The sequence below is a fragment of the Pseudorhodoferax aquiterrae genome (genome assembly GCF_014652235.1).
Classification (GTDB): Bacteria; Pseudomonadota; Gammaproteobacteria; order Burkholderiales; family Burkholderiaceae_C; genus Pseudorhodoferax; species Pseudorhodoferax aquiterrae.
Genome location: NZ_BMYK01000030.1, coordinates 38,116 through 59,104 on the forward strand (window position 1 = coordinate 38,116; position 20,989 = coordinate 59,104).

Sequence of the window (20,989 nt, forward strand, 5' to 3'; positions counted from 1 at the left end):
GCTCAGGCCCTGGAATGCAGGCGCAGCCAGCGCGCGGTGTCCTCGAAGGCCTCGACCGCGAGGTCGGAGATCGACACGGCTTCCAGGAAGCTGTGCGCCGCGCCGGCGTAGACCTTCATGTCCACCTGGTTGCCGGCCGCGCGCAGCATGCGCTCCAGTTCGATCATGTCGTCGTGGACGGGATCGCATTCGGCCACCACGAGCCAGGCGGGCGGCAGGCCGTGCAACTCGGCGCGCAGGATGTCCAGGCGCGGGTCGGTCAGGTCGGCGCCGCTGGCGCAGTGCATGGCACGGAACCACATCATGCTCATGAGCGACAGGCCGTAGTCGCCGCCGCCGTACTGGATCACGGAGTTGCGGTACAGGTTGCTGCTCATGCTGCCGTAGTTCAGCACGATGCCGCGCAGGATGGCCTCGCCCGCGTCGCGCAGTTCCAGGCTGGCGCCCATGGAGAAGTTGGCGCCGGCCGAGTCGCCGCCCACGAACAGCTGGGCCGCGTCCACGCCCAGCAGCGCGCCGTTGGCCGACACCCAGCGCAGCACGTCGGCACATTCCTGCATGGGGCGCGGGAACCTGGCGTCGGGGGCGCGCGTGTAGTGCACGCCGACGACGACGATGCCGGCGCGCTGCGCGTACTCGCGCATCACCCGGTCGTGCGTGTCGATGCTGCCCAGCACGAAGCCGCCGCCGTGCAGGTAGACGAACACGCCCGGCAGCGCGCGCTGCGCGGGGTAGTAGGCGCGCACGCGTACCGCGCCGTGGCGCGTGGGCACGTCGTGCTCGGCGGTACGGGCCATGGCAGGACCGCCCGCGACCCAGCGCTTGCGCACGGCCTCGGCGATGGCGCGGGCCTCGTCGATGCTGACGGTCTCGCGCCGGCCGAACTGGCTGGCGTCGGCATCCATGGCGCGCACGAATTTCTCGACCTGCGGGTCGAGCCGCGTGCGCGGCGGGATCGGGACGGTGATGGCGGGATCTTCGGGACGCATGGAATCTCCGGTGGTGTCGGTTGGATTGAAAAAGGACATCGAGTCAGGCGGGGAGGGCGAAGGCGCCGAGGTCGGTGGTGGTGGGCAGGCCCAGCAGCCGTTCGGCCAGCGCCTCGCCCAGGCCGGCCGAGTGCTTGAAGCCGTGGCCCGAGCAGGCCGAGGCGAACAGCACGGCGGGCAGGCCGGGCGGGGCGTCGACGATGGCGTCGTGGTGCATCCTCAGTAGCCCCGGCCGGGATCGACCTGGTTCACGAGCGGCTCGCCCGCCACCAGGCGGCGCACGTTCTGCGCGACCTGCTGCGCCACCACGGTCGACGAGGCCATGGTCGCCATGTGCGGCGTGACCACCACGCCCGGTGCCGCCCAGAGCGGGTCGTCGGCCGGCAGCGGCTCGTGCGCGAACACGTCGAGCACGGCGCCGCGCAGCTGGCCGCTGTCGAGCGCGGCCAGCAGATCCGCCACGACCAGGTGCTCGCCGCGCCCGCAGTTCACGACGGCCGCGCCGCGCGGCAGCGCCGCGAAGGTGTCGCGGTTCAGGATGCCACGCGTGGACGCGGTCAGCGGCAGCACGCAGACCAGCACGTCGGTGGCGGCCAGGAAGGCCGGCAGCGCCTCAGGGCCCTGGTACAGCGTCAGGCCGTCCAGCGCATGCGCGCTGCGCGACCAGCCGTTGACGGCATAGCCCAGGCCCAGCAGCGCACGCGCGATCGGCGTGCCGAGTTGCCCCAGGCCCATGAGGCCCACGCGGCAGTCGCTGGCGGGCTGCAGGGGCGGGCGCTGCCAGATGCGCGCGCGCTGGTTGGCCTGGGCCAGGTCGAGCCGGCGGTGGAAGTGCAGCACGGACCACAGCACGTACTGCACCATGCCTTCGGCAAGCCGCGGATCGACCACGCGGCAGACCGGCAGGCCGCGCAGGTCCTGGCCGGCCACCACGTTGTCCACACCGGCCGCGATGCTGTGCACGAGGCGCAGCCGCGGCATCTGGGCGTAGACGCCCGCGGGCGCGTTCCAGCACATGGCGACCTCGGCTTCGCGGAAGGCCGGGTCGGGCCAGACCACGACCTCGAGTTCGGGCGTGGCTTCGCGCAGCAATGGGCCGAAGTAGTCGAGCCTGGCGCTCTGGCTGATCAGGGCCACCCGCGTCATGCCAGCGCCTCCTCGGCGCCGATCCGGCGGCCCGGGATGGCGGCCAGCAGCTCGCGCGTGTAGGCCGCCTGCGGCTCTTCGAAGACCTGGCGTGCGCTGCCGAGTTCGACCACCTTGCCGCGCTGCATCACGGCAATGCGGTGGCACAGCCGCGCGGCCACGCGCAGGTCGTGCGTGATGAAGACCATGGACAGGCCCAGGCGCTCGCGGATCTCCTCCAGCAGGTCCAGGATCTGTGATTGCACCGACACGTCGAGCGCGGAGACGGCCTCGTCGGCGATCAGCACCTCGGGCTCCATCATGAGCGCGCGCGCGATCGACAGGCGCTGGCGCTGGCCGCCCGAGAACTCGTGCGGGAAGCGTTGCAGCGCGCTGGCGTCCAGTTGCACCAGGGCCAGCATGCGCAGCATGCGGGCCTCGACCTCCGCGCGCGTGGCGCCGAAGTTCATGGGTCCTTCGGCCAGCGAATCGCCGATCTTCATGCGCGGGTTGAAGGAGCGGAACGGGTCCTGGAACACCATCTGCACGCGTTTGCAATGGGACCGCCATTGGGCGCGCGGCAGGCCGGTCACGTCCGCGCCGTCAAGCAGGATGCGCCCGCCCGTGGGCTGGGCCATGTGGGCCAGGCAGCGGCCCAGCGTGGTCTTGCCCGAGCCCGATTCGCCCACGATGCCCAGCGTCTCGCCGCGCGCGAGCGCCAGCGACACGCCGTCCAGCGCGTTCACCACGCGCCGGTGCGCCGAGAACAGGCTCTTGGTCTCGTAGCGCAGCGCGAGGTCCTTCACTTCCAGCACGTGGTCGGTGGAGGCCGCGCGCGGCGCCGCACCGAAGCTGCCGCGCGGCACGGCGGCCAGCAGCTTGCGCGTGTAGGGCTGCTGCGGGTTCTGCAACACCTCGGCGGCCGGCCCGCTTTCGACGATGCGGCCGGCCTGCATCACGACCACGCGGTCGGCGATCTCGGCCACCACGTCGAAGTCGTGCGTGATGAACAGCACGCCGTTGCCGTGCTTGTCGCGCAGCTCGTGCAGCAGGCGCAGCACCTGGGCCTGCGAGGTCACGTCCAGCGCCGTCGTGGGTTCGTCCGCGATGATCAGCGCGGGCTCCATGGCCAGCGCCATCGCGATCATCACGCGCTGGCGCTGCCCGCCCGAGAGCTGGTGCGGGTAGGCGTTGCGCAGCGTCTCGGGGGAGGGCAGGCGCACGTCGGTCAGCAGCGCCAGCACGCGCGCTGCCACGTCGGCGCGGGCCATGCCCGGCTGGTGGAACTCGAACACCTCTGCCACCTGGTCGCCCACACGCATGAGCGGGTTCAGCGCGGTCATGGGCTCCTGGAAAATCATGGCCATGCGGTCGCCGCGCAGCTTGCGCAGATCGCTGCGCGAGGCGTTCGTGATGTCCTGGCCTTCGAGCAGGATCTGGCCGCGCTCCAACGTCAGCACACCCTTGGGCAACAAGCCCATGACGGCACCGGCCGTGACCGACTTGCCCGAGCCGGACTCGCCGACGATGCAGACGATCTCGCGCGGCGCGACCGTGAGGCTGATGTCCTGCGCAGCGTAGACACGGTCGCCGCTGCCGGGCAGGCGCACGTGCAGGTTGCGCACTTCGAGGATGGGGGCGCCCATGTCAGCTCCTCCCTTTGCGGGCGAGGCGGGGGTCCAGGCGGTCGCGCAGCGCGTCGCCGAACATGTTGATGGCCAGGATCAGCAGCGCCAGGAAGCTGCCCGGGAACAGGATGATCCAGGGCGCGCGCTGGAAGTAGGGTCGGCCCTCTGCGATGATGCTGCCCAGGCTGGGCACCTCGGGCGGAAAGCCCAGGCCCAGGAAGCCCAGCACGGCCTCGGTCAGGATGGCGGCGGCGCAGACGAAGGTGGCCTGCACCACGAGCGGGTTGATGGTGCTGGGCAGGATGTGGCGCACCAGCACGCTGGGCACCGAGGAGCCCATGCCGAAGGCAGCTTCCACATAGGGCTCCTCGCGCACGGACAGCACCACGCTGCGCACCAGGCGCGCGATGCGCGGCACCTCGGGGATGGCGATGGCCAGCACCATGGTGGAGATCTGCGCGCCGCCCAGTGCCACCATGGCGATGGCCAGCAGCAGGCCGGGGATGGCCATCACGCCGTCCATGAGCCGCATGACGATGCTGTCGAGCCGGCGGAAGTAGCCGGCCACGATGCCCAGCAGCAGGCCGACAGCGACCGAGCTGGCGGCCACGAGCAGCGCCAGCGTGATCGACAGCCGCCCGCCGTACAGGATGCGCGCGAACAAGTCGCGGCCCAGCGAGTCGGTGCCGAGCCAGTAGTCGGCGGACATGCCTTGCAGCCGCTTGCGCGGCGTCAGTGCGGCCGGGTCGTGCGCGGCCAGCAGCGGTGCGAACACCGAGACCGCGACCAGCAGCAACAGCAGCGCCAGCGAAAGCAGCATCACGCGGTCGGTGCGCAGCACGCGCAGCGCGGCGCGCCAGCGCGAGGGCGCGGCGGTGGAGGGGGTGGGGAGTGTGGCGGACATGCGCACGATGGGTTCAGTACCGGATGCGGGGGTCGAGCAGCACGTAGACCAGGTCGATCGCCAGGTTCACGAACACGTAGATGAAGGAGAAGAACAGGATGGTTCCCTGCACCACGGGGTAGTCGCGCGCCAGCACGGCGTCCACGATCAGGCTGCCCACGCCGGGGATGTTGAAGATGGTCTCGGTCACGACCACGCCGGAGATCAGTGTGGTGATGGCCACGCCGACCACGGTGACGATGGGCGCGGCCGCGTTGCGCAGCGCATGGCGGAACAGCACGGTGCGCTCGGGTGCACCCTTGGCGCGCGCGGTGCGCACGAAGTCCTCGCCCAGCACGTCCAGCATGCTGGCGCGCGTGATGCGCGTGATCAGCGCCACGAACACCGTGGCCAGCGTGAGGCTGGGCAGCGCGAGCCGGTGCACGAAGCCGCCCAGGCCATCGGCCAGCGGCGCGTAGCCCTGCACCGGGAACCAGTTCAGCGTGACCGAGAACACCAGGATCAGCACATAGCCGACCACGAAGGCCGGCACCGAGAAGCACAGCACGGTCAGCGCCATGGTGGCGCGGTCGAAGGCCCGCCGGTGCCACCAGGCCGACAGCACGCCCAGCGGGATGGCCAGCAGCACCGTGAGCGTGAGCGCGCTGAGCGCGAGCGCGCCCGTGGGCCCCAGCCGCGCGGCGATCAGCGTGGACACCGGCTGTTTGGACACGATGGAGGTGCCCAGGTCGCCGCGCGCCAGTGCGCCCATGGCCAAGGTGTACTGCGTGAGCAGCGGCTGGTCCAGGCCCAGATTGGCGCGGATCTGTGCGATGGTCTCCTCGCTGGCCATGTCGCCGGCGATCACGCGGGCCGGATCGCCGGGCGCCATGCGCAGCAGGCCGAAGACGACGGTGGCCACGATCAGCACCACGGGCACGGCCGCGAGCAGCCGCTTGAGGACGAGGTTCAGCACGTCACTTGCCCGACCAGAACAGCGGCAGCTGCGCGTCCACGAGCTTGCCGATCTTGGGCGTGTAGGCCTTGTACTCGATGACCTCGCCCAGCGGCACGTAGAACACCTGTTCGTAGGCGCGCTTCTGGATCTCCCTGGCCAGCTGGGCGCGCTTGGCCTCCTCGGGTTCGCTGGCGAACTGCTGGCGCAGCTTCTGCATGACCTCGTCCTGGCTCCAGCCCGGGTAGCCGGCGTCCAGGTTGGCGTTGACCACGGGGTTCATGAGGTCCAGCAGCACGATGCTGCTCTGGAAGATGCTCCAGCCGCCCTTGTCGATCGGGTCCTTCTTGGTGCGGCGCGCCAGCAGTGTCGTGAAGTCCATGGCCTGCATGTCCACGTTCATGCCGATGCTGCGCAGCGCCTGCGCCGTGACGGGCGCGATGTTGACCAGGCTGCGCACGTCGGTGGAGTGCAGCACCACGACCTTCTCGCCCTTGTAGCCGCTCTCCTTGAGCAGCTGTTTGGCCTTCGCCAGATCTGGCTCGCGCACCTGGGGCGCGCCCTCGTCGGTCTTGTAGGGCGAGGCGCAGGTCAGCACCGCGCCGCAGACGCGGTAGCGCTTGGGGTCGCCGACGGCGGCGTCCAGGTAGTCCACCTGGTAGAGCGCGGCCAGCGCGGCGCGGCGCACCTTGACGTTGTCGAAGGGCGGCTGCGTCCAGTTCATGCGCAGCGTGTACATGTTGGCCTCGCGCGCCTTGGGCTCGGTCTTGACGTTCTTGATGCCTTCCAATTGCGGCATCAGGTCGGGCGCCACGTTCTCGATGAAGTCGATCTCGCCGTTGCGCAGCGCGTTGACGGCGGTCTGCGCGTCGGCGATGTTGACGACCTCCAGCCGGTCAATCGCCACCTGCTTGCCGCCCGCGAAGTTGCTGGCCGGCTCGGGGCGCGGCTTGTAGTCGGCGAACTTCAGGTAGGTGGCTTTCACGCCGGGCTGGAAGTCGGCCTGCACGAAGCGGTAGGGGCCCGAGCCGACCATCTCGGTGATGGCCTCGTTGGGCGAGGTGCTGGCCAGCCGCTTGGGCATGATGAAGGGCACGGGCGAGCCGGGCTTGGCCAGCGCGTCCAGCACCAGGCCGAAGGGCTTCTTGAGCTGCAGCGTGAAGCTGTTGGCGTCCACCGCCGCGAGCTTCTCGGTCGCCGCCATGAGCTGCTGGCCCAGCACGTCGCGCGCGGCCCAGCGCTGCAGCGAGGCCACCACGTCCTCGGCCGTCACCGGCGTGCCGTCGTGGAACTTGAGGCCCGGGCGCAGCGTGAAGCTGTAAGCCAGCTTGTCGGCCGAGAACTTCCAGTCGCCAACCATCTGCGGCTGGGGCTTGCCGTCGATGTCGAGCGCAAACAGCGTGTCGAACACCAGGTAGCCGTGGTTGCGCGTGACATAGGCGTTGGTGAACACCGGGTCGAGCACGCGCAGCGGGGCGTGCATGACCACCTTGACGTTGTTCTGGGCCAGCGCGGCCGCGGGCAGCGCCATGGCCGTGCACAGCGCGAGGGCGGCGAGGAGCAGGTTCTTCTTCATGCGTGTCCTTGAGGTTGCGGAGGTGAAAGGGACGGAGACGGTCAGGCCGCGGCGGGAGGACGGCGCTGTGCCCAGGGCTCGGCGCGTTCGAGCTGGGCCGACAGCGCCAGCACCTGGTCCTCGCGGCCGAAATGGCCGATCAGCTGGGTGCCCACGGGCACGCCCTCGGCGGTCCAGTTCATGGGCAGCGTGGCGGCCGGCTGGCCCGAGGCATTGACCACCGCCAGGAAGGTCGCGTAGCGCGAGACCTTGGTGCGAAAGTCCCAGAAGCCGCCTGTCAGCGCGAGTTCGCCGAGCGGTCGGGGCAGTTGGGCGAGCGTGGTCGTGATGACCAGGTCGCAGCCGGCCATGGCGGTTTCGAAGGCGCGGCCGATGGCGTGGAAGCGCTGGATCGCGTCCACGTACTGCATGGCAGACAGGCCCTTGCCGACCGCATAGCCGTCGTGGATGACCTCTTCGAGGTCCTCGGGTGCGAGCGGCCGGCCGCGCAGGCGCACGCGGTTGTCCACGGCCACCACGATGTTGGAGGCCAGCACCGTGCCGTGGGCGCGCACGAACGCAGCGTAGTCGATGTCGGGCAGTGGCACCTCGACGATGGTGTGGCCCAGGTCGCGGCACAGCGCCACCGTGCGTTCGATGGCGGCCAGGCATTCGGGCGCGATGGGGATGCCGTTCCAGGCCGTCCGCCAGACGCCGATGCGCAGTGGCTGCGGGTCGCGTGCGGTCAGCTCCAGGTAACTGCCGGGCTGCGGTGGTGCGGCGTAGGGCGCGCCGGGCTCGTAGCCGCTGATGGCGTCCATCGCGGCGGCGGTGTCGCGTACCGTGCGCGTGATGACGCCGTCCACCGCCATGCCGCCCCAGCCCTCGCCACGGGCCGGACCCAGCGGCACGCGGCCGCGCGAGGGCTTCAGGCCGTAGACGCCGCAGCAGGCGGAGGGCAGGCGGATGGAGCCGCCGCCATCGCTGCCATGCGCCACCGGCACGATGCCTGCCGCCACGGCCGCCGCCGCGCCGCCGCTGGAGCCACCGACCGAGCGGCCCGGCGCCCAGGGGTTGTGCGTGGGGCCGCCGTTGCGCACGGCTTCGGTGGAGGGGCCCATGCACAGCTCCGACACGGTGGAGCGCGCGAAGGCCAGCAGCCCGGCCTGTTCGAAGCGCTGCGTGAGCGTGGCATCGAAGCCGTAGTCGGTGTCGTCGAGCAGACGCGAGCCGATGCTGGACGGAAAGCGCGTGGACGCCAGACCCGAGTCCTTGAGCAGGAAAGGAATGCCGCCGAACGGACCGCGCAGCGTCCAGTCGCGCGCCAGGGCGCGGCTTTCGGCGTAGCGCGGGTAGGTCAGCGCGTTGAGGGCGCGGTGGCGCTCGGCGGCAGCGATGGCGGCCTCCAGCAGCGCGGCCGGTGTGGTCTGGCGTTGGGCCAACAGCTGCGCCATGGCCACGCCGTCCAGTGCGGCGTAGTCCGATGCGGTCAGTGCGCTCATGCCGTCCACTCCAAAAAGTATTGATTAGCGATTTGCAAATATTGCATTTAAATATGGTTCCACGTTTGGGCGCGCCTTGCAATGCGCGCGGGATGCGTGGAAACCCTGGGGTACCTTGCCTTGAATTGGTGCATGATGGCCTAAAAGTATCGTTTCACAATACGTATAAATTGCGATACGATTCTTTTAGGCAAGCTTCGTGCTCACTTCGGCGTGAAGCGATCGTGGTGGCGCGCTGCAGGCGCGCCTGTTTCCTGGAGCCCTGTCGTGAACCCATCTCCCCGCCAGCCCGGCGTCGCCTTCCTGCATGCGCCCGGCCCCACGCGGCTGCCGCCCTCTGTCGCCCAGGCCCTGGGCACCCAGCCCATGGAGCTCGGCGACCCCGCGCTCGACGGCTTGATCGCCGATTGCGAGCAGGGCCTCGCGCGCCTGTTCGGCGCCGGCCCCGGCACCGAGCTGTTCCTCTACGCGGCCAATGGGCACGGCGCCTGGGAGGCCGCGATCACCAACCTGGTGGCACCAGGGCAGTGCGTGCTGGTGGCCGGCAGCGGCCCCTTCGCCGAGGCCTGGGCCGTGCACGCCGAGGGCCTGGGGGTGCAGGTGCAGCGCACGCCGTGGCGCGAAGGCCACGCGGCCGACCCGCGCGCGGTCGAAGAACTGCTGCGTGCCGACCGCGCGCAGGCCGTGGTCGCGGTGTTCGTGGTGCACACCGACACCGGCAGCGGCGTGACCAACGACATCGCCGCCTTCCGCGCGGCCATCGATGCGGCCGGCCATCCGGCCCTGCTGGTGGCCGACGTGGTGGCCTCGCTGGCGGCCACGCCCTTCGACATGGGCGCGCTGGGCGTGGACGTGGCCATCGGTGCGGCGCAGAAGGCGCTGATGGTGCCGCCGGGCCTGTCCTTCGTGGCGGCCGGTGTGCGCGCCCTGCAGGTGGCGCAGCGCAACCCGGCGCCGCGCTTCTACTGGGACTGGCAGCGCCGGCGCAGCCCGCTCAACTACCGCAAGTTCTGTGGCACGGCGCCGCAGAACCTGCTGATGGGCCTGCAGGCCGCGCTGGCGCTGGTCGAGGCCGAAGGCCTGCCGAACGTGTTCGCGCGCCACCGGCTGCTGGCGCAGGCCGTGCAGGCGGCCGTGGCCGGCTGGGCCGAGGGCGGCGCGCTGGAATTCTTCGTGCGCGATGCGGCCGTACGCTCGGTGTCGGTCACCACCATCGCGGTGCGGCCTGGCATCGACCCCGAGGCGCTGCGTCGGCTCGCGCGCGAGCGCTTCCAGGTCGGCCTGGCCGGCGGCCTGGGCAGCTTGGCAGGCCGCATCTTTCGCATCGGCCACCTGGGCGACCTCAACGCACCCATGGTGCTGGGCTGCCTGGCCGGTGTGGAGGCTGCGCTGCGCGCCAGTGGCATCGACCACGGCCCCGGCGTGGCGCGCGCAGTGACCCTGCTCGGCGCAGCGGCGTGAGCCGCCACTGGCCATGCAACCCCTATCGCCGCGATCGAAAACCGGTATCGCCGTCGCCACAGGACGGCGCCAGAATGGCCAGCCTTCCCGCCACAACAACGGAGTTGCGATGAGCCAAGACCAGACCCCCGCCAAATGCCCCTTCAGCCAGTCCGCCGGTGCCGGCCGCACCAACCTCGACTGGTGGCCCAAGCAGTTGCGCGTGGATCTGCTGCACCAGCACTCGTCCAAGTCCGACCCCATGGGGCCGGACTTCGACTACGCCGCCGAGTTCAAGACGCTGGACCTCGCGGCCGTCAAGAAGGATCTCGCCGCGCTGATGACCGACTCGCAGCCCTGGTGGCCGGCCGACTTCGGCCACTACGGACCCCTGTTCATCCGCATGGCCTGGCACAGCGCCGGCACCTACCGCATCGGCGATGGCCGCGGCGGCGCCGGCCGGGGCCAGCAGCGCTTCGCGCCGCTCAACAGCTGGCCCGACAACGTGAGCCTGGACAAGGCCCGCCGCCTGCTGTGGCCGATCAAGCAGAAGTACGGCCGCAAGATCTCCTGGGCCGATCTCATGATCCTGACCGGCAATGTGGCGCTGGAGACCATGGGCTTGAAGACCTTCGGCTTCGCCGGCGGCCGGCGCGACGTGTGGGAGCCCGACCAGGACGTCTACTGGGGCCGTGAGGACAAATGGCTGGGCGGCGACGTGCGCTACAGCCAGGGTTCGCCCGGCGTCGAGAAGGACCGCGGCGTGCTGGTCAAGGACGACGACAGCCAGGTGCCGCACACGCGCGACCTGGAGAACCCGCTGGCCGCCGTGCAGATGGGCCTGATCTACGTGAACCCCGAGGGCCCGGACGGCAAGCCCGACCCGGTGGCTGCCGCGCGTGACATCCGCGACACCTTCGGCCGCATGGCCATGGACGACGAAGAGACGGTGGCGCTCATCGCCGGCGGCCATACCTTCGGCAAAACGCATGGCGCCGCGGCGGCCTCGCACGTGGCCGAGGAGCCCGAGGCCGCCGGCATCGAAGCCCAGGGCCTGGGCTGGAAGAACAGCCACGGCAGCGGCGTGGGCGCAGACACCATCACCAGCGGCCTGGAAGTCACCTGGACGACCACCCCCACGCGCTGGGGCAACAACTTCTTCGAGAACCTGTTCGGCTTCGAGTGGGAACTGACCAAGAGCCCGGCCGGTGCCCACCAGTGGGTGGCCAAGGATGCGGGCGAGATCATCCCGCATGCCTTCGACCCGGCGAAGAAGCTGCGGCCCACCATGCTCACCACCGACCTGGCGCTGCGCTTCGACCCGGCCTACGAGAAGATCTCGCGCCGCTTCCTGGCCCATCCGGAGCAGTTCGCCGACGCCTTCGCGCGCGCCTGGTTCAAGCTCACGCACCGCGACATGGGGCCGCGCGTGCGCTACCTGGGCCCCGAAGTCCCGGCCGAAGAGCTGGTCTGGCAAGACCCGGTGCCCGCCGTGGACCACCCGCTGGTGGACGCGCAGGACATCGAGGGCCTCAAGTCCAAGGTGCTGGCCTCGGGGCTCACGGTGGCCGAGCTGGTCTCGACGGCCTGGGCCTCGGCCTCCACCTTCCGCGGCTCGGACATGCGCGGTGGCGCCAACGGCGCGCGCATCCGTCTGGCGCCGCAGAAGGACTGGGCCGTGAACCAGCCTGCGCAGCTGGCCCGGGTCCTGGCCCGGCTGGAGGAGGTGCGCAGCGCCTTCCAGGCCGGCGGCAAGAAGATCTCGCTGGCCGACCTGATCGTGCTGGCCGGGGCCGCCGGCGTCGAGAAGGCCGCGCGCGATGCCGGCCACGCCGTGCAGGTGCCGTTCACGCCCGGCCGCACCGACGCCTCGCAGGCCCAGACCGACGAGGCCAGCTTCGCGCCGCTGGAGCCGGTGGCCGATGGCTTTCGCAACTACGTGAAGGCCCGTTACGACGTGCCGGCCGAGGTGTTCCTCGTGGACCGGGCCCAGCTGCTCACGCTGACCGGGCCCGAGATGGCGGTGCTGGTCGGCGGCCTGCGCGTGCTCGGCGCCAACGCGGACGGCAGCACGCACGGCGTGTTCACCGACCGCCCGGGCCAGCTCACCAACGACTTCTTCGTGCACCTGCTGGACATGGCCACGGAATGGAAGCCGGCCGGCGCCGACCCGCAGCCGCTGTACGAAGGGCGCGACCGCAAGAGCGGCGCGTTGCGCTGGACAGGCACGCGGGCCGATCTGGTGTTCGGTTCGAACGCGGTGCTGCGCGCCGTGGCCGAGGTCTACGCCAGCGCGGACGCGCAGCCCAAGTTCGTCGCGGACTTCGTGCGCGCCTGGACCAAGGTGATGGAACTGGACCGCTTCGACCTGGCCTGAAGCGGCGCGGCGGCGCCTGCGTGCCGGCGCGTGGCCCGCCTTCAGGGCGTGCCGCCGTGGCGCCGCAGGCGCATGGCCTGCGCGCGGATCGCATCGCGCTCGGCGGCGGGCAGGCGCGCAAGGTTGCGCACCTGCATCTTCATGCGCTGGTTCTGCGCCAGCAGCTCCTCGTGCCGCAGCAGGAAGTCCCAGTACAGCGTGGTGAATGGGCAGGCCTGCGCGCCTGTGCGCTGGCCGGGGTCGAAGCGGCAGCCCTTGCAGTAGCCGCTCATGCGCTGCAGGTACTTGCCGCTGGCCGCGTAGGGCTTGCTGCCCATCACCCCGCCGTCGGCGTACTGGCTCATGCCCAATGTGTTGGGCAGCTCCACCCATTCCACCGCGTCCACGTACACCGCGAGATACCAGGCATGCACCTGCTGCGGCGCCACGCCCAGCAGCAGCGCGTAGAGCCCGGTCACCATCAGGCGCTGGATGTGGTGGGCGTAGCCTGTGGCCAGCGTCTGCGTGATCGCGTCGGACAGGCAGGCCATGGGCACGCGCCCATGCCAGTAGAAATCGGGCAGATCCTCCCGGGCGTTTAGGCCGTTGCGCTCGGCATAGCGCGGCATCTGCGTCCAGTACACGCCGCGCACGTACTCGCGCCAGCCCAGGATCTGGCGGATGAAGCCTTCCACGCTGGCCAGCGGCGCCCGGCCTTCGCGCCAGGCCGTCTCGGCCGCCTGCACGGCCTCACGCGGGTGCAGCAGCTTGAGGTTCAGCGCCGCGGAGATGTGGGCATGGAAGAGCCAGGGCTCGCCGGGCCACATGGCGTCCTGCCAGGTGCCGAAGAACGGCAGCCGCTCGTCGATGAAGCGCGCCAGCGCCACCAGCGCATCGGCGCGCGTCACCGGCCAGTCGAAGCGCTCCAGCGAACCGGGATGGTCGCCGAAGCGCGTGCGCACGAGTGCGAGCACCTCGCGCGTCGTCTGGTCCGGCGCGAAGCCCACGCGCTGCGGCACGCCCTGCGGCCCCTGTGCGCCGAAGCTCTCGCGGTTCTCGCTGTCGAAGTTCCAGCGGCCGCCGGCCGGCTCCTTGCCCTCCATCAGCACGCCGTGGCGCGCGCGCAGTTCGCGGTACCAGAACTCCATGCGCAGACCGCGGCGGCCCTTGGCATGCGCGGCGAACTCGCGCACGGTGGCGTAGAAGTGCCGGTCCTCGCGCACGTCCAGCACCAGGCGGTGCGCGGCGGCCACCGCGCGCAGCGCCTGCAGCACGCGCCAGTCGCCCGGTGCGGTCATGACGAGCTCGGCGGGCTGCAGGCGTTCGATCGCGGCGCCGAGTTCGGCGGCGAGGGTGCAGCGGTTGCCCTGGTCGTCCAGCCGGGTGTAGTGCAGCGGGCGACCGGCCTCGCGCAGCTCCTGCGCGAAGTGGCGCATCGCCGAGAGGAACACCGCAATGCGCGGCTGCGCGCTCCAGACGTGCGTGCTTTCCTCGGCCACCTCGGCCATCCAGACGGCGTCCTGCGCGGGGTCGAAGCCGTCGAAGGCCGCGGCCTGCAGGTCCAGCTGGTCGCCCAGCACCAAGATGAGGTGCCGCACCGGGTGCGCCCCCGCGCTGCGCTCAGCCATCGCTGCCACGGTGCTTGCCGCGCCTGCAGGCGCCGGAACAGTACTTCACCTCGTCCCAGTTCCGGGCCCAGGCGCGGCGCCAGGCCATGGGCCGCCCGCAGGCCGCGCAGGGCTTGCTGGGCAGGGACTGCTTGTTGCCCTTGAAGTGGCGCGCGGGCCCGTTCACGGTGTGTCTCCGGTTGCCGGCGTGCGCCGGGCTGCTCTGGGCGGGCCTGTCATGTTGCCGGCAGCGGCACCGTGTCGGACAGGTGTCCCATACCGTTGCTGGTCATCCGGCCACCTTGGTCGGTCATCATGAAATTGCTGCCACAGTGAAGGTGCCGCCCTGCACATTGGCGGCGGCTGGTTGATCGGCACGGCGGCATCGAGCACCTTGCAGGGCACCACGGCGCTGTGGCGCACCGGCCGACGCGTCGTCCGCACAGGGGCGTTTTACGGGAACACGCTCGGGCCGGATCATTCCCTGGCCGCCGCAAGGGAATGGACCGCGCAGTGCTGGCGCGGTCGGCGAAACGTGGCGCAGCGGCGCGCGCCGGGACGCGGCGGCGCTCAGGCGGTTTCGGCAGCGTCGAAATCCAGCTCCACCTTGGCCCCGTTCGGGTCGTGGCAAAAAAGCTGCCACAGCGCGCCGGCCTGGCGCCGCAGCTCGTACTTCCAGCCGGCTGCGTCGAAGCGCGCCTTGACCGCCTGCAGGCCCTGGGCCGTGAACGCCATGTGGTCGATCACGCCCGCGCGCTGCGCCGGCACCGGGCGGTCGAAGTAGACGTGCAGGATGGCGTGCTTCGCGTCCTCGCCGTACAGCCAGGCGCCCGGAAAGCCCAGGTCGGGCCGGAAGCCTTCCTTCAGGCCCAGCAGGCCCGTGTAGAAATCCATCGTGGCCCGCGGATCGGCCGCGATCACGGTGAAATGGTTCATGCCGAGGATCATGGGGACTCTCCGTCAGGGGATGAGGACCAGCGCGCCGCTGCGCTCGCGCGACTCCAGGCGCGTGTGCGCCTGGGCTGCACTTTCCAGCGTGAAGCGCTCGATGGCGGGGGGCGCGATGCTGCCGTCCGCCAGCGCGGCCCAGAGCCGGCTGGCGCGGCGCGCCAGCGCCTGGGGCTGCGCCACGTAGGCGAACACCAGGGGGCGCGAGAAGGTGGCGGACTTGGCGAGCAGCGCGTCCGGGTCCGGCGGCGCCACCGGCCCGCTGGCCTGGCCCAGGCTGATCCAGTGGCCGCAGGGCGCCAGTGCGGCGAGGTTCTCCGCCTGCGCCTGGCGGCCCAGGCCGTCGACGATCACGTCGGCACCGCCCAGGGCCTGCACGGCGTCGGCGAAGCGGTAGTCCGGCGTGACGATCACCTCGGCGCAGCCATGCGCGCGCGCGGTGCGGGCCTTGGCCTCGCTGGAGACGGTGCCGATCACCTGGGCGCCCAGGCGGCTGGCCCACTGGCACAGCATCTGGCCCAGCGCGCCCGCGGCGGCGTGGACCAGCCAGCGCGCGCCGGGCTTCACCGGCGCCACGTCGTGCAGCAGCGCGTCGGCGGTCAGGCCTTTGAGCAGCAGGGCCGCAGCCACCTCGTCGTTCACCGCGGGCGGCAGCCGCACCAGCCAGGCGGCGGGCACGCTGCGGATGCCGGCATAGGCGCCGGGCTGCGGGCCGAGGTAGGCCACGCGTTCGTCGGGCAGGAAGCCGTGCACGCCCGCGCCGCAGTCCAGCACGCTGCCGGCGGCTTCCATGCCCGGCGTGCCGCCCGGTGCCAGCATGCCGGGCAGCTGGCCACGGCGCAGGTACACGTCGATGTAGTTCAGGCCGACGGCGCGCTGGCGGATGCGCACCTCGCCCGGGGCCGGCGGCGGCGCTTGGGCGTCCTCGACGCGCAGCTGTTCGGTGCCGCCGTAGCCCTGCAGCACCACGCGGCGCGTGGGCAGCGCGGTGGCCACGGGCATGGGCGCCTGGCCCGGCGCACGCAGGTCGGCACCGCGCTGCAGGTGCCGGCGCAGGTTGGCGAAGCCGGCTTCGTAGACGCCCTGGGCCACCATCTCGCGCAGCTCGCGTTCGCGGCCCGGCGGTGTGGCGAAGCTCGATTCCCAGTGCCAGAAGGTGCGGTTGCCGTCGGTCACGGGCTTGAGCGTGACGGTGGCAACGTAGCGCAGCAGCGGCACGGTCGCCTCGACGATGCAGTAGGTGCTCTTGTAGAGCCGGTCGTCCAGCGTCAGCAACTGCTCACGGATGCGGTGGCCGTCCTTCAGCGAGAAGCTGCGCACGCAGCCGACCTGGTCGCTGCGTTCGCCGCCCTCGATGCGGCTGTGCGCCACCACGTCGTGCCACTGGTCGTGGCTGTTGAAGTCGCGCAGCACGGCCCAGACGCGCTCGATCGGCGCGTCGATGACCGTGGAGCGGACGACCTTCTGGAGCATCAGCGGTACAGGCGTTTCAGGGCGTCGAAGCCGCCTTGAAAAACACCGTCGGCGATGGTGCGCGTCAACTCCTGCTCGCGCCCTGCGTCGCAGTCGAACTCCGCGCTCCACTCGGCGAAGCAGCGGTTGCCGTCGGTCACGGGCGTGAGCTTGAGCGTGGCCACGTAGTTGTCCACGCCCATGGCGCTTTCCAGGATCTCGTAGGTCTGCGTGTAGTCGAAGTCGGAGAGGGCGAGCAGCCGCTCGCGGATGGTCTCGCCCGCGCGCGTGTGGAAATGGCGGATGCAGCCCACGCGGTCGCTCGGCTCGCCGTTCTCGATGCGGCTGTCCGCGATGCCGGGATGCCACTGGGGCAAGGCATTGAAGTCTCGGATGCGCGCCCAGACGTTGTCGGCGCTGGCCTCGATCACGCTGGAGACGTACAGGCGCATCATCGCGCGTCAGCCTTTTGCTGCTGGGCCGGCGGCAGCGCCGCATTGGCGCCCGAGCTGGCGCCGGCCAGCCGCTGGATGTCGCCGGCGTCCAGCCCGATCTCGCGCAACAGCTGGTCCACCAGCGGCGCCTGGGCCCGAAAGCGCAGCGCCGAGTTCACGACGCCATCGGCAAAGCCGCCGCCACCACCGTCGCCGCCGCCGGAACCGCCGCCGCCGCCCAGCCCGTCCACGTGCAGGATCTTGATGCCCTCGATGCGCTCCATGGGCCGCACCGATTCGCGGATGATGGCCTCGGCCTTTTCCACGAGGCGCATGCGCAGCGCCGAGGTGCGGGCCTCGGGCGACAGCACGTTCTGCGCCTCGTTCATCCAGCGCTGGGCTTCGGCCTCGATCTCGGCGCGCACGCGCACCGCCAGGGCCTTGATGCGCTCGGCGTCGGCATCGGCCTCGGCCTGGGCGCGGATGGCGGCGCCGCGGTCGGCGCTGGCGGCCTTCTCGGCCTGGGCGGCCGTGGTCAGCTGCAGCGCCTCGCGTTCGGCGGCCTGGGCCGCGGCGATGAGCTCGATGGCCTTCCTGCGTTCGGCCATTTCGATCTCGCGCGCGGTGAACACCTTCTCCTCGGCCGCCACGGCCTGGGCACGCGCCTGCTCCGCCTGGGCCTGCGCCGTGGACAGTGCCTCGCTCTCGCGCGCGATGGCGATCGCGCGCTGCTGCTCGGCGAGTTCCAGCGCCTGGCGCCGCTCGATCTCGGCGGCCTGGATGCTGCGCTCCTTGGCGATGCGCGCCTGCTCCAGGCTCTGCTCGCTGCGGATGCGCGCGGCGTCGATGGCCTGCTTGGCCGTGATTTGCGCGCCCTCGGCGTCCTGCTCGCGCTGGGCCCGCTCGCTGGTCAGCTCGGCGCGCTGGCGTGCGCGTGCCACCTCCACTTCGCGCTGCTGGTGCAGCCGCGCGTGCTCGGCCTCGCGGTCGATGTCCAGGCTCAGCTTCTCGGCCTCCAGGTTCTTGTTGCGGATGGCGACCAGCGTGTCCTGCTCCACGTCGTTGCGCTGCTTCTTGCGCCGCTCGATCTGCTCGGTCAGGCGCGTCAGGCCCTCGGCGTCGAAGGCGTTGCTGGGGTTGAAGTACTCCATGGCCGTCTGGTCCAGCTGCGTGAGCGAGGCGGCTTCGAGCTCCAGGCCGTTCAGCGTGAGGTCGCCGGCCACGGTCTCGCGCACGCGCTTGACGTACGCGCCGCGCTGCTCGTGCAGCTCCTCCATGGTCTTCTCGGCCGCGGCCGTGCGCAATGCGTCGACGAACTTGCCCTCGACCAGCTCCTTGAGCTGCTCGGGCTCCATGGTGCGCAGGCCCAGGGTCTGGGCCGCGGCCGCCACGGCCTCGGGCTTGGCGGCCACGCGCACGTAGAACTCGGCGATCACGTCCACGCGCATGCGGTCCTTTGTGATGAGGGCCTTGTCTCGGCCGCGGCTGACCTCCAGGCGCAGCGTGTTCATGTTGACGGGGATCACGTCGTGCACGATGGGCAGCACGAAGGCGCCGCCGTCCAGCACCACCTTCTGCCCGCCCATGCCGGTGCGCACGAAAGCGCGCTCCTTGCTGCTGCGCAGGTAGAGCCAGTGGAACAGCCAGACCACGAGCGCGACGACGATCGCGACCACGAGCAGGCCGAGGAGAAAACTGCCGAATTGCGCGCCTGTCATGTGGTGATCTCCGTGAAGCGTCGGGTGGTTTCGGTCAATGCGATCTCGGTGGGCAGCCGCTCCATGGAGCTGGCGCCGTAGAAGCCGTGCAGTTCGGGGCACTGGGCGAGGATCCAGCGCGCGTCCTCGGGCGTGGCGATCGGGCCGCCATGGCACAGCACGAGCTGCTCGGGGTTCACGGCCTTGGCGGCGGCGGCCCAGGCCTTGATGGGGGCCACGCAGTCCGACAGCTGCAGCGCCGTCTCCGCGCCGATGCTGCCGCCCGTGGTCAGGCCCAGGTGGCAGACCACGATGTCGGCGCCGGCCTCGGCCATGGCCCGCGCATCGGCCTCGCAGAACACGTAGGGCGTGGTCAGGAGGTCCATGGCGCGCGCGCGGCGCACCATCTCCACCTCCAGCCCGTAGCCCATGCCGGTCTCCTCCAGGTTGGCGCGGAAGCTGCCATCGATCAGGCCCACGGTGGGAAAGTTCTGGATGCCCGAGAAGCCCAGATCGACCAGCCGGCGCAGGAACTGCTCGGGGATCATGAACGGGTCGGTGCCGTTCACGCCGGCCAGCACCGGCGTATGCTTCACCACAGGCAGCACCTCGCGTGCCATTTCGCAGACGATCTCGTTGGCGTTGCCGTAGGCCAGCAGGCCTGCGAGCGAGCCGCGCCCGGCCATGCGGTAGCGGCCCGAGTTGTAGATCACGATGAGGTCGATGCCGCCGGCCTCCTCGCACTTGGCCGACAGGCCCGTGCCGGCACCGCCGCCGATCAGCGGCCGGCCCGCGGCGACCTTGGCGCGAAAGCGCCGCAGCAGTTCATCCCTGGCGATGCGTGGCATGGGTGCGCTCCTCCTTGGGGGCCACGGCGCGCCAGGCGGCAACCAGCGCGTCGGCAAAGGCCTCGTCGTTGATGTGGTGCGGCAGGCGGACCAGCTGGTGGTCGGCGCTGCTGCGGAACTCCCGGGCCAGCGTGTCGAACAGCGCCAGGTTGGCCTGCGGATCGTGGAAGGGCTGGCCGGGCCGGTCGATGGCCGAGACGCCGCCCTCGGGAAGCAGCAGCCGCACCGGACCGCGCATGGCGTTGCACTTGGCGGCCAGGAAGGCACCCATGGCGCGGCATTCGTCCGCCGTGGTGCGCATCAAGGTCACGCTGGCGTTGTGCTGGTACAGGCGCCGACCCCGGAAGCGCTCGGGCACCGTGTCGCGCGCCCCGAAGTTCACCATGTCCATCGCCCCGACCGAGCCGACCCAGGGCAGGGCCTGTTGGGCGAACACGTCCAGCCGCGCGGGGCCGGCCGACATGGTGCCGCCCACGATCTCGTCGGCGATCTCGGTGGTGGAGACGTCGATCACGCCGGCCAGCAGGTCGGAGCCGGCCAGCTTCTCCATGCTCTGGCCGCCCGTGCCGGTGGCATGGAAGACCAGGCAGTCGTAGGCCTGCTCCAGCTGCTTGGTGACGCTCTGCACGCAGGGCGTGGTCACCCCGAACATGGTCAGGCCCAGCGCGGGCTTGCGCGCGTCGCTCTCGGGCATCGGATGCGTCACCATGCCGGCCAGCGCATGTGCGGCATTGGCGAGCACACGCTCGCTGATCCGGTTGATGCCCTGCACGTCGGTGACGGAGTACATCATGCAGATGTCGCTGGGCCCCACGTAGGGCCGCACGTCGCCGCTGGCCACGGTGCTGACCATCATCTTGGGCACGCCGACCGGCAGCGCGCGCATGGCCGGCGTGGCCAGCGCCGTGCCGCCCGAGCCGCCGGCGGAAATCAGCCCGCCGAGGTCGCGCCGCGTCAGCACATAACGCTCGAAGGCCAGGGCCATGGCCGTCACGGCGCTGCCGCGGTCGCCGCTGAACACGGCGGCTTCGCCCTGCGGATGGTGGCGCGCCACCTCGCGCGGGTGCACGCTGGCGGGCGAGGGCTTGCCGCTGGTGGACAGGTCCACCGTCACCACGCGCAGGCCCAGCTTCTCCAGGCACTGGCGCAGGTAGGCCAGCTCGCGGCCCTTGGTGTCGAAGGTGCCGGCCACGTAGGCCGAGCGCTCGCTGCTGGCGGCCACTGGGAACTCCAGCACGGTGGCCGGGCGCGGCACGGCGGGCCGCGCGGGCGGTGCGGGTTCGGCCGCGCGCGGGATGTCGCTGGCCGGCGCGGCCGTGCCGCCCGCATTCCAGCGGTTGAAGCCGCGCACCGTGCGGGGCGCCGGGTCGTCCAGTGCGGGCACGCCGTCGCCGTAGGCCCGGGCCACGCGGATGTGCGTCACGGCCGGCGCCGCGGGCTCGCTGGCTGCGGGCGTGGCCTCTTCCTCGGCCTCGCCGCTGCTGCGCACGCCCAGCAGCCGCTCCTGCAGCGCACGGTCGGCCCCGAGCTCGGCGGCGGGCATGAGCTGCGCGATGCGGCCGTTGACCAT

At 71.2% G+C, this 20,989-nt stretch carries 18 protein-coding genes; 2 read left to right on the top strand and 16 right to left on the bottom strand.

The annotated features are described in order from the left end of the window. Positions 1–2: 2 nt before the first annotated feature. Genes IE209_RS28520 through IE209_RS28555 form a run of 8 tightly spaced genes read right to left on the bottom strand, consistent with a single transcriptional unit; the run spans position 3 to position 8,637 of the window. Complete coding sequence (locus tag IE209_RS28520) at positions 3–989, bottom strand: alpha/beta hydrolase fold domain-containing protein (protein ID WP_189690271.1); 987 nt, start codon at positions 987–989, stop codon at positions 3–5. Between the two features lie 43 nt (positions 990–1,032). Further along, positions 1,033–1,206: a hypothetical protein gene (locus IE209_RS28525; protein WP_229883100.1), complete on the bottom strand. Its 174-nt coding sequence runs from the start codon at positions 1,204–1,206 to the stop codon at positions 1,033–1,035. Between the two features lie 2 nt (positions 1,207–1,208). Then, positions 1,209–2,135, bottom strand: a complete 927-nt coding sequence (locus tag IE209_RS28530; RefSeq protein ID WP_189690272.1) for a 2-hydroxyacid dehydrogenase — start codon at positions 2,133–2,135, stop codon at positions 1,209–1,211. Further along, positions 2,132–3,760 (bottom strand): ABC transporter ATP-binding protein, encoded by a 1,629-nt coding sequence (locus tag IE209_RS28535; RefSeq protein ID WP_189690273.1) that lies wholly within the window; start codon positions 3,758–3,760, stop codon positions 2,132–2,134. The genes IE209_RS28530 and IE209_RS28535 overlap by 4 nt, the downstream gene beginning before the upstream one ends. A gap of 1 nt (position 3,761) precedes the next feature. Then, a complete protein-coding gene (locus IE209_RS28540) occupies positions 3,762–4,646 on the bottom strand; it encodes an ABC transporter permease (protein ID WP_189690274.1) in 885 nt (294 codons plus the stop codon). A gap of 13 nt (positions 4,647–4,659) precedes the next feature. Continuing rightward, positions 4,660–5,601, bottom strand: coding sequence for an ABC transporter permease (locus IE209_RS28545; RefSeq protein ID WP_189690275.1), 942 nt, complete (start codon positions 5,599–5,601; stop codon positions 4,660–4,662). A gap of 1 nt (position 5,602) precedes the next feature. Beyond that, positions 5,603–7,156 (bottom strand): ABC transporter substrate-binding protein, encoded by a 1,554-nt coding sequence (locus IE209_RS28550; RefSeq protein ID WP_189690276.1) that lies wholly within the window; start codon positions 7,154–7,156, stop codon positions 5,603–5,605. 41 nt (positions 7,157–7,197) lie between these two features. After that, a complete protein-coding gene (locus IE209_RS28555; RefSeq protein ID WP_189690277.1) occupies positions 7,198–8,637 on the bottom strand; it encodes an amidase in 1,440 nt (479 codons plus the stop codon). 267 nt (positions 8,638–8,904) lie between these two features. Here IE209_RS28555 and IE209_RS28560 point away from each other — a divergent pair, with 267 nt between their 5' ends. Both IE209_RS28560 and katG read left to right on the top strand, forming a co-directional pair. Next, positions 8,905–10,098, top strand: a complete 1,194-nt coding sequence (locus tag IE209_RS28560; protein ID WP_189690278.1) for a pyridoxal-phosphate-dependent aminotransferase family protein — start codon at positions 8,905–8,907, stop codon at positions 10,096–10,098. A gap of 109 nt (positions 10,099–10,207) precedes the next feature. Next, a complete protein-coding gene (gene katG, locus IE209_RS28565) occupies positions 10,208–12,454 on the top strand; it encodes a catalase/peroxidase HPI (protein WP_189690279.1) in 2,247 nt (748 codons plus the stop codon). Between the two features lie 41 nt (positions 12,455–12,495). Here the strand turns inward: katG and IE209_RS28570 are convergent, their stop codons facing one another. The 8 genes from IE209_RS28570 to IE209_RS34045 form a co-directional block, all read right to left on the bottom strand. After that, entirely contained in the window at positions 12,496–14,061 is a 1,566-nt protein-coding gene (locus IE209_RS28570; RefSeq protein ID WP_189690280.1) for a cryptochrome/photolyase family protein, read from the bottom strand. Then, positions 14,054–14,227 carry a DUF2256 domain-containing protein gene (locus IE209_RS28575; protein WP_189690281.1) on the bottom strand — a complete coding sequence of 58 codons (174 nt, stop codon included), beginning with the start codon at positions 14,225–14,227 and terminating at the stop codon, positions 14,054–14,056. Before IE209_RS28575 ends, IE209_RS28570 begins: the two co-directional genes overlap by 8 nt. A gap of 383 nt (positions 14,228–14,610) precedes the next feature. Next, positions 14,611–14,988, bottom strand: a complete 378-nt coding sequence (locus tag IE209_RS28580) for a VOC family protein (RefSeq protein ID WP_189690282.1) — start codon at positions 14,986–14,988, stop codon at positions 14,611–14,613. Positions 14,989–15,000: 12 nt separating this feature from the next. After that, on the bottom strand, positions 15,001–16,461 hold the full coding sequence (locus IE209_RS28585) for an SRPBCC family protein (RefSeq protein ID WP_189690283.1): 1,461 nt from the start codon (positions 16,459–16,461) through the stop codon (positions 15,001–15,003). Then, positions 16,461–16,895 carry an SRPBCC family protein gene (locus IE209_RS28590; RefSeq protein ID WP_189690284.1) on the bottom strand — a complete coding sequence of 145 codons (435 nt, stop codon included), beginning with the start codon at positions 16,893–16,895 and terminating at the stop codon, positions 16,461–16,463. The genes IE209_RS28585 and IE209_RS28590 overlap by 1 nt, the downstream gene beginning before the upstream one ends. After that, positions 16,892–18,592: a flotillin family protein gene (locus tag IE209_RS28595; RefSeq protein WP_189690285.1), complete on the bottom strand. Its 1,701-nt coding sequence runs from the start codon at positions 18,590–18,592 to the stop codon at positions 16,892–16,894. The genes IE209_RS28590 and IE209_RS28595 overlap by 4 nt, the downstream gene beginning before the upstream one ends. Next, positions 18,589–19,419: a phosphoenolpyruvate hydrolase family protein gene (locus IE209_RS28600; protein ID WP_189690286.1), complete on the bottom strand. Its 831-nt coding sequence runs from the start codon at positions 19,417–19,419 to the stop codon at positions 18,589–18,591. The genes IE209_RS28595 and IE209_RS28600 overlap by 4 nt, the downstream gene beginning before the upstream one ends. Then, positions 19,397–20,641, bottom strand: coding sequence for a Tm-1-like ATP-binding domain-containing protein (locus IE209_RS34045; RefSeq protein ID WP_229883104.1), 1,245 nt, complete (start codon positions 20,639–20,641; stop codon positions 19,397–19,399). Before IE209_RS34045 ends, IE209_RS28600 begins: the two co-directional genes overlap by 23 nt. Between the last annotated feature and the right edge of the window lie 348 nt (positions 20,642–20,989).

Excerpts from the sequence above, each read along its gene's own strand:
- IE209_RS28535 (WP_189690273.1), bottom strand. The coding sequence starts at position 3,760 with ATGGGCGCCCCCATCCTCGAAGTGCGCAACCTGCACGTGCGCCTGCCC.
- IE209_RS28555 (WP_189690277.1), bottom strand. The coding sequence starts at position 8,637 with ATGAGCGCACTGACCGCATCGGACTACGCCGCACTGGACGGCGTGGCC.
- IE209_RS28570 (WP_189690280.1), bottom strand. The coding sequence starts at position 14,061 with ATGGCTGAGCGCAGCGCGGGGGCGCACCCGGTGCGGCACCTCATCTTG.
- IE209_RS28540 (WP_189690274.1), bottom strand. The coding sequence starts at position 4,646 with ATGTCCGCCACACTCCCCACCCCCTCCACCGCCGCGCCCTCGCGCTGG.
- IE209_RS28520 (WP_189690271.1), bottom strand. The coding sequence starts at position 989 with ATGCGTCCCGAAGATCCCGCCATCACCGTCCCGATCCCGCCGCGCACG.
- IE209_RS28600 (WP_189690286.1), bottom strand. The coding sequence starts at position 19,419 with ATGCCACGCATCGCCAGGGATGAACTGCTGCGGCGCTTTCGCGCCAAG.
- IE209_RS28585 (WP_189690283.1), bottom strand. The coding sequence starts at position 16,461 with ATGCTCCAGAAGGTCGTCCGCTCCACGGTCATCGACGCGCCGATCGAG.
- katG (WP_189690279.1), top strand. The coding sequence starts at position 10,208 with ATGAGCCAAGACCAGACCCCCGCCAAATGCCCCTTCAGCCAGTCCGCC.
- IE209_RS28590 (WP_189690284.1), bottom strand. The coding sequence starts at position 16,895 with ATGATGCGCCTGTACGTCTCCAGCGTGATCGAGGCCAGCGCCGACAAC.
- IE209_RS28550 (WP_189690276.1), bottom strand. The coding sequence starts at position 7,156 with ATGAAGAAGAACCTGCTCCTCGCCGCCCTCGCGCTGTGCACGGCCATG.
- IE209_RS28530 (WP_189690272.1), bottom strand. The coding sequence starts at position 2,135 with ATGACGCGGGTGGCCCTGATCAGCCAGAGCGCCAGGCTCGACTACTTC.
- IE209_RS28580 (WP_189690282.1), bottom strand. The coding sequence starts at position 14,988 with ATGATCCTCGGCATGAACCATTTCACCGTGATCGCGGCCGATCCGCGG.
- IE209_RS28595 (WP_189690285.1), bottom strand. The coding sequence starts at position 18,592 with ATGACAGGCGCGCAATTCGGCAGTTTTCTCCTCGGCCTGCTCGTGGTC.
- IE209_RS28525 (WP_229883100.1), bottom strand. The coding sequence starts at position 1,206 with ATGCACCACGACGCCATCGTCGACGCCCCGCCCGGCCTGCCCGCCGTG.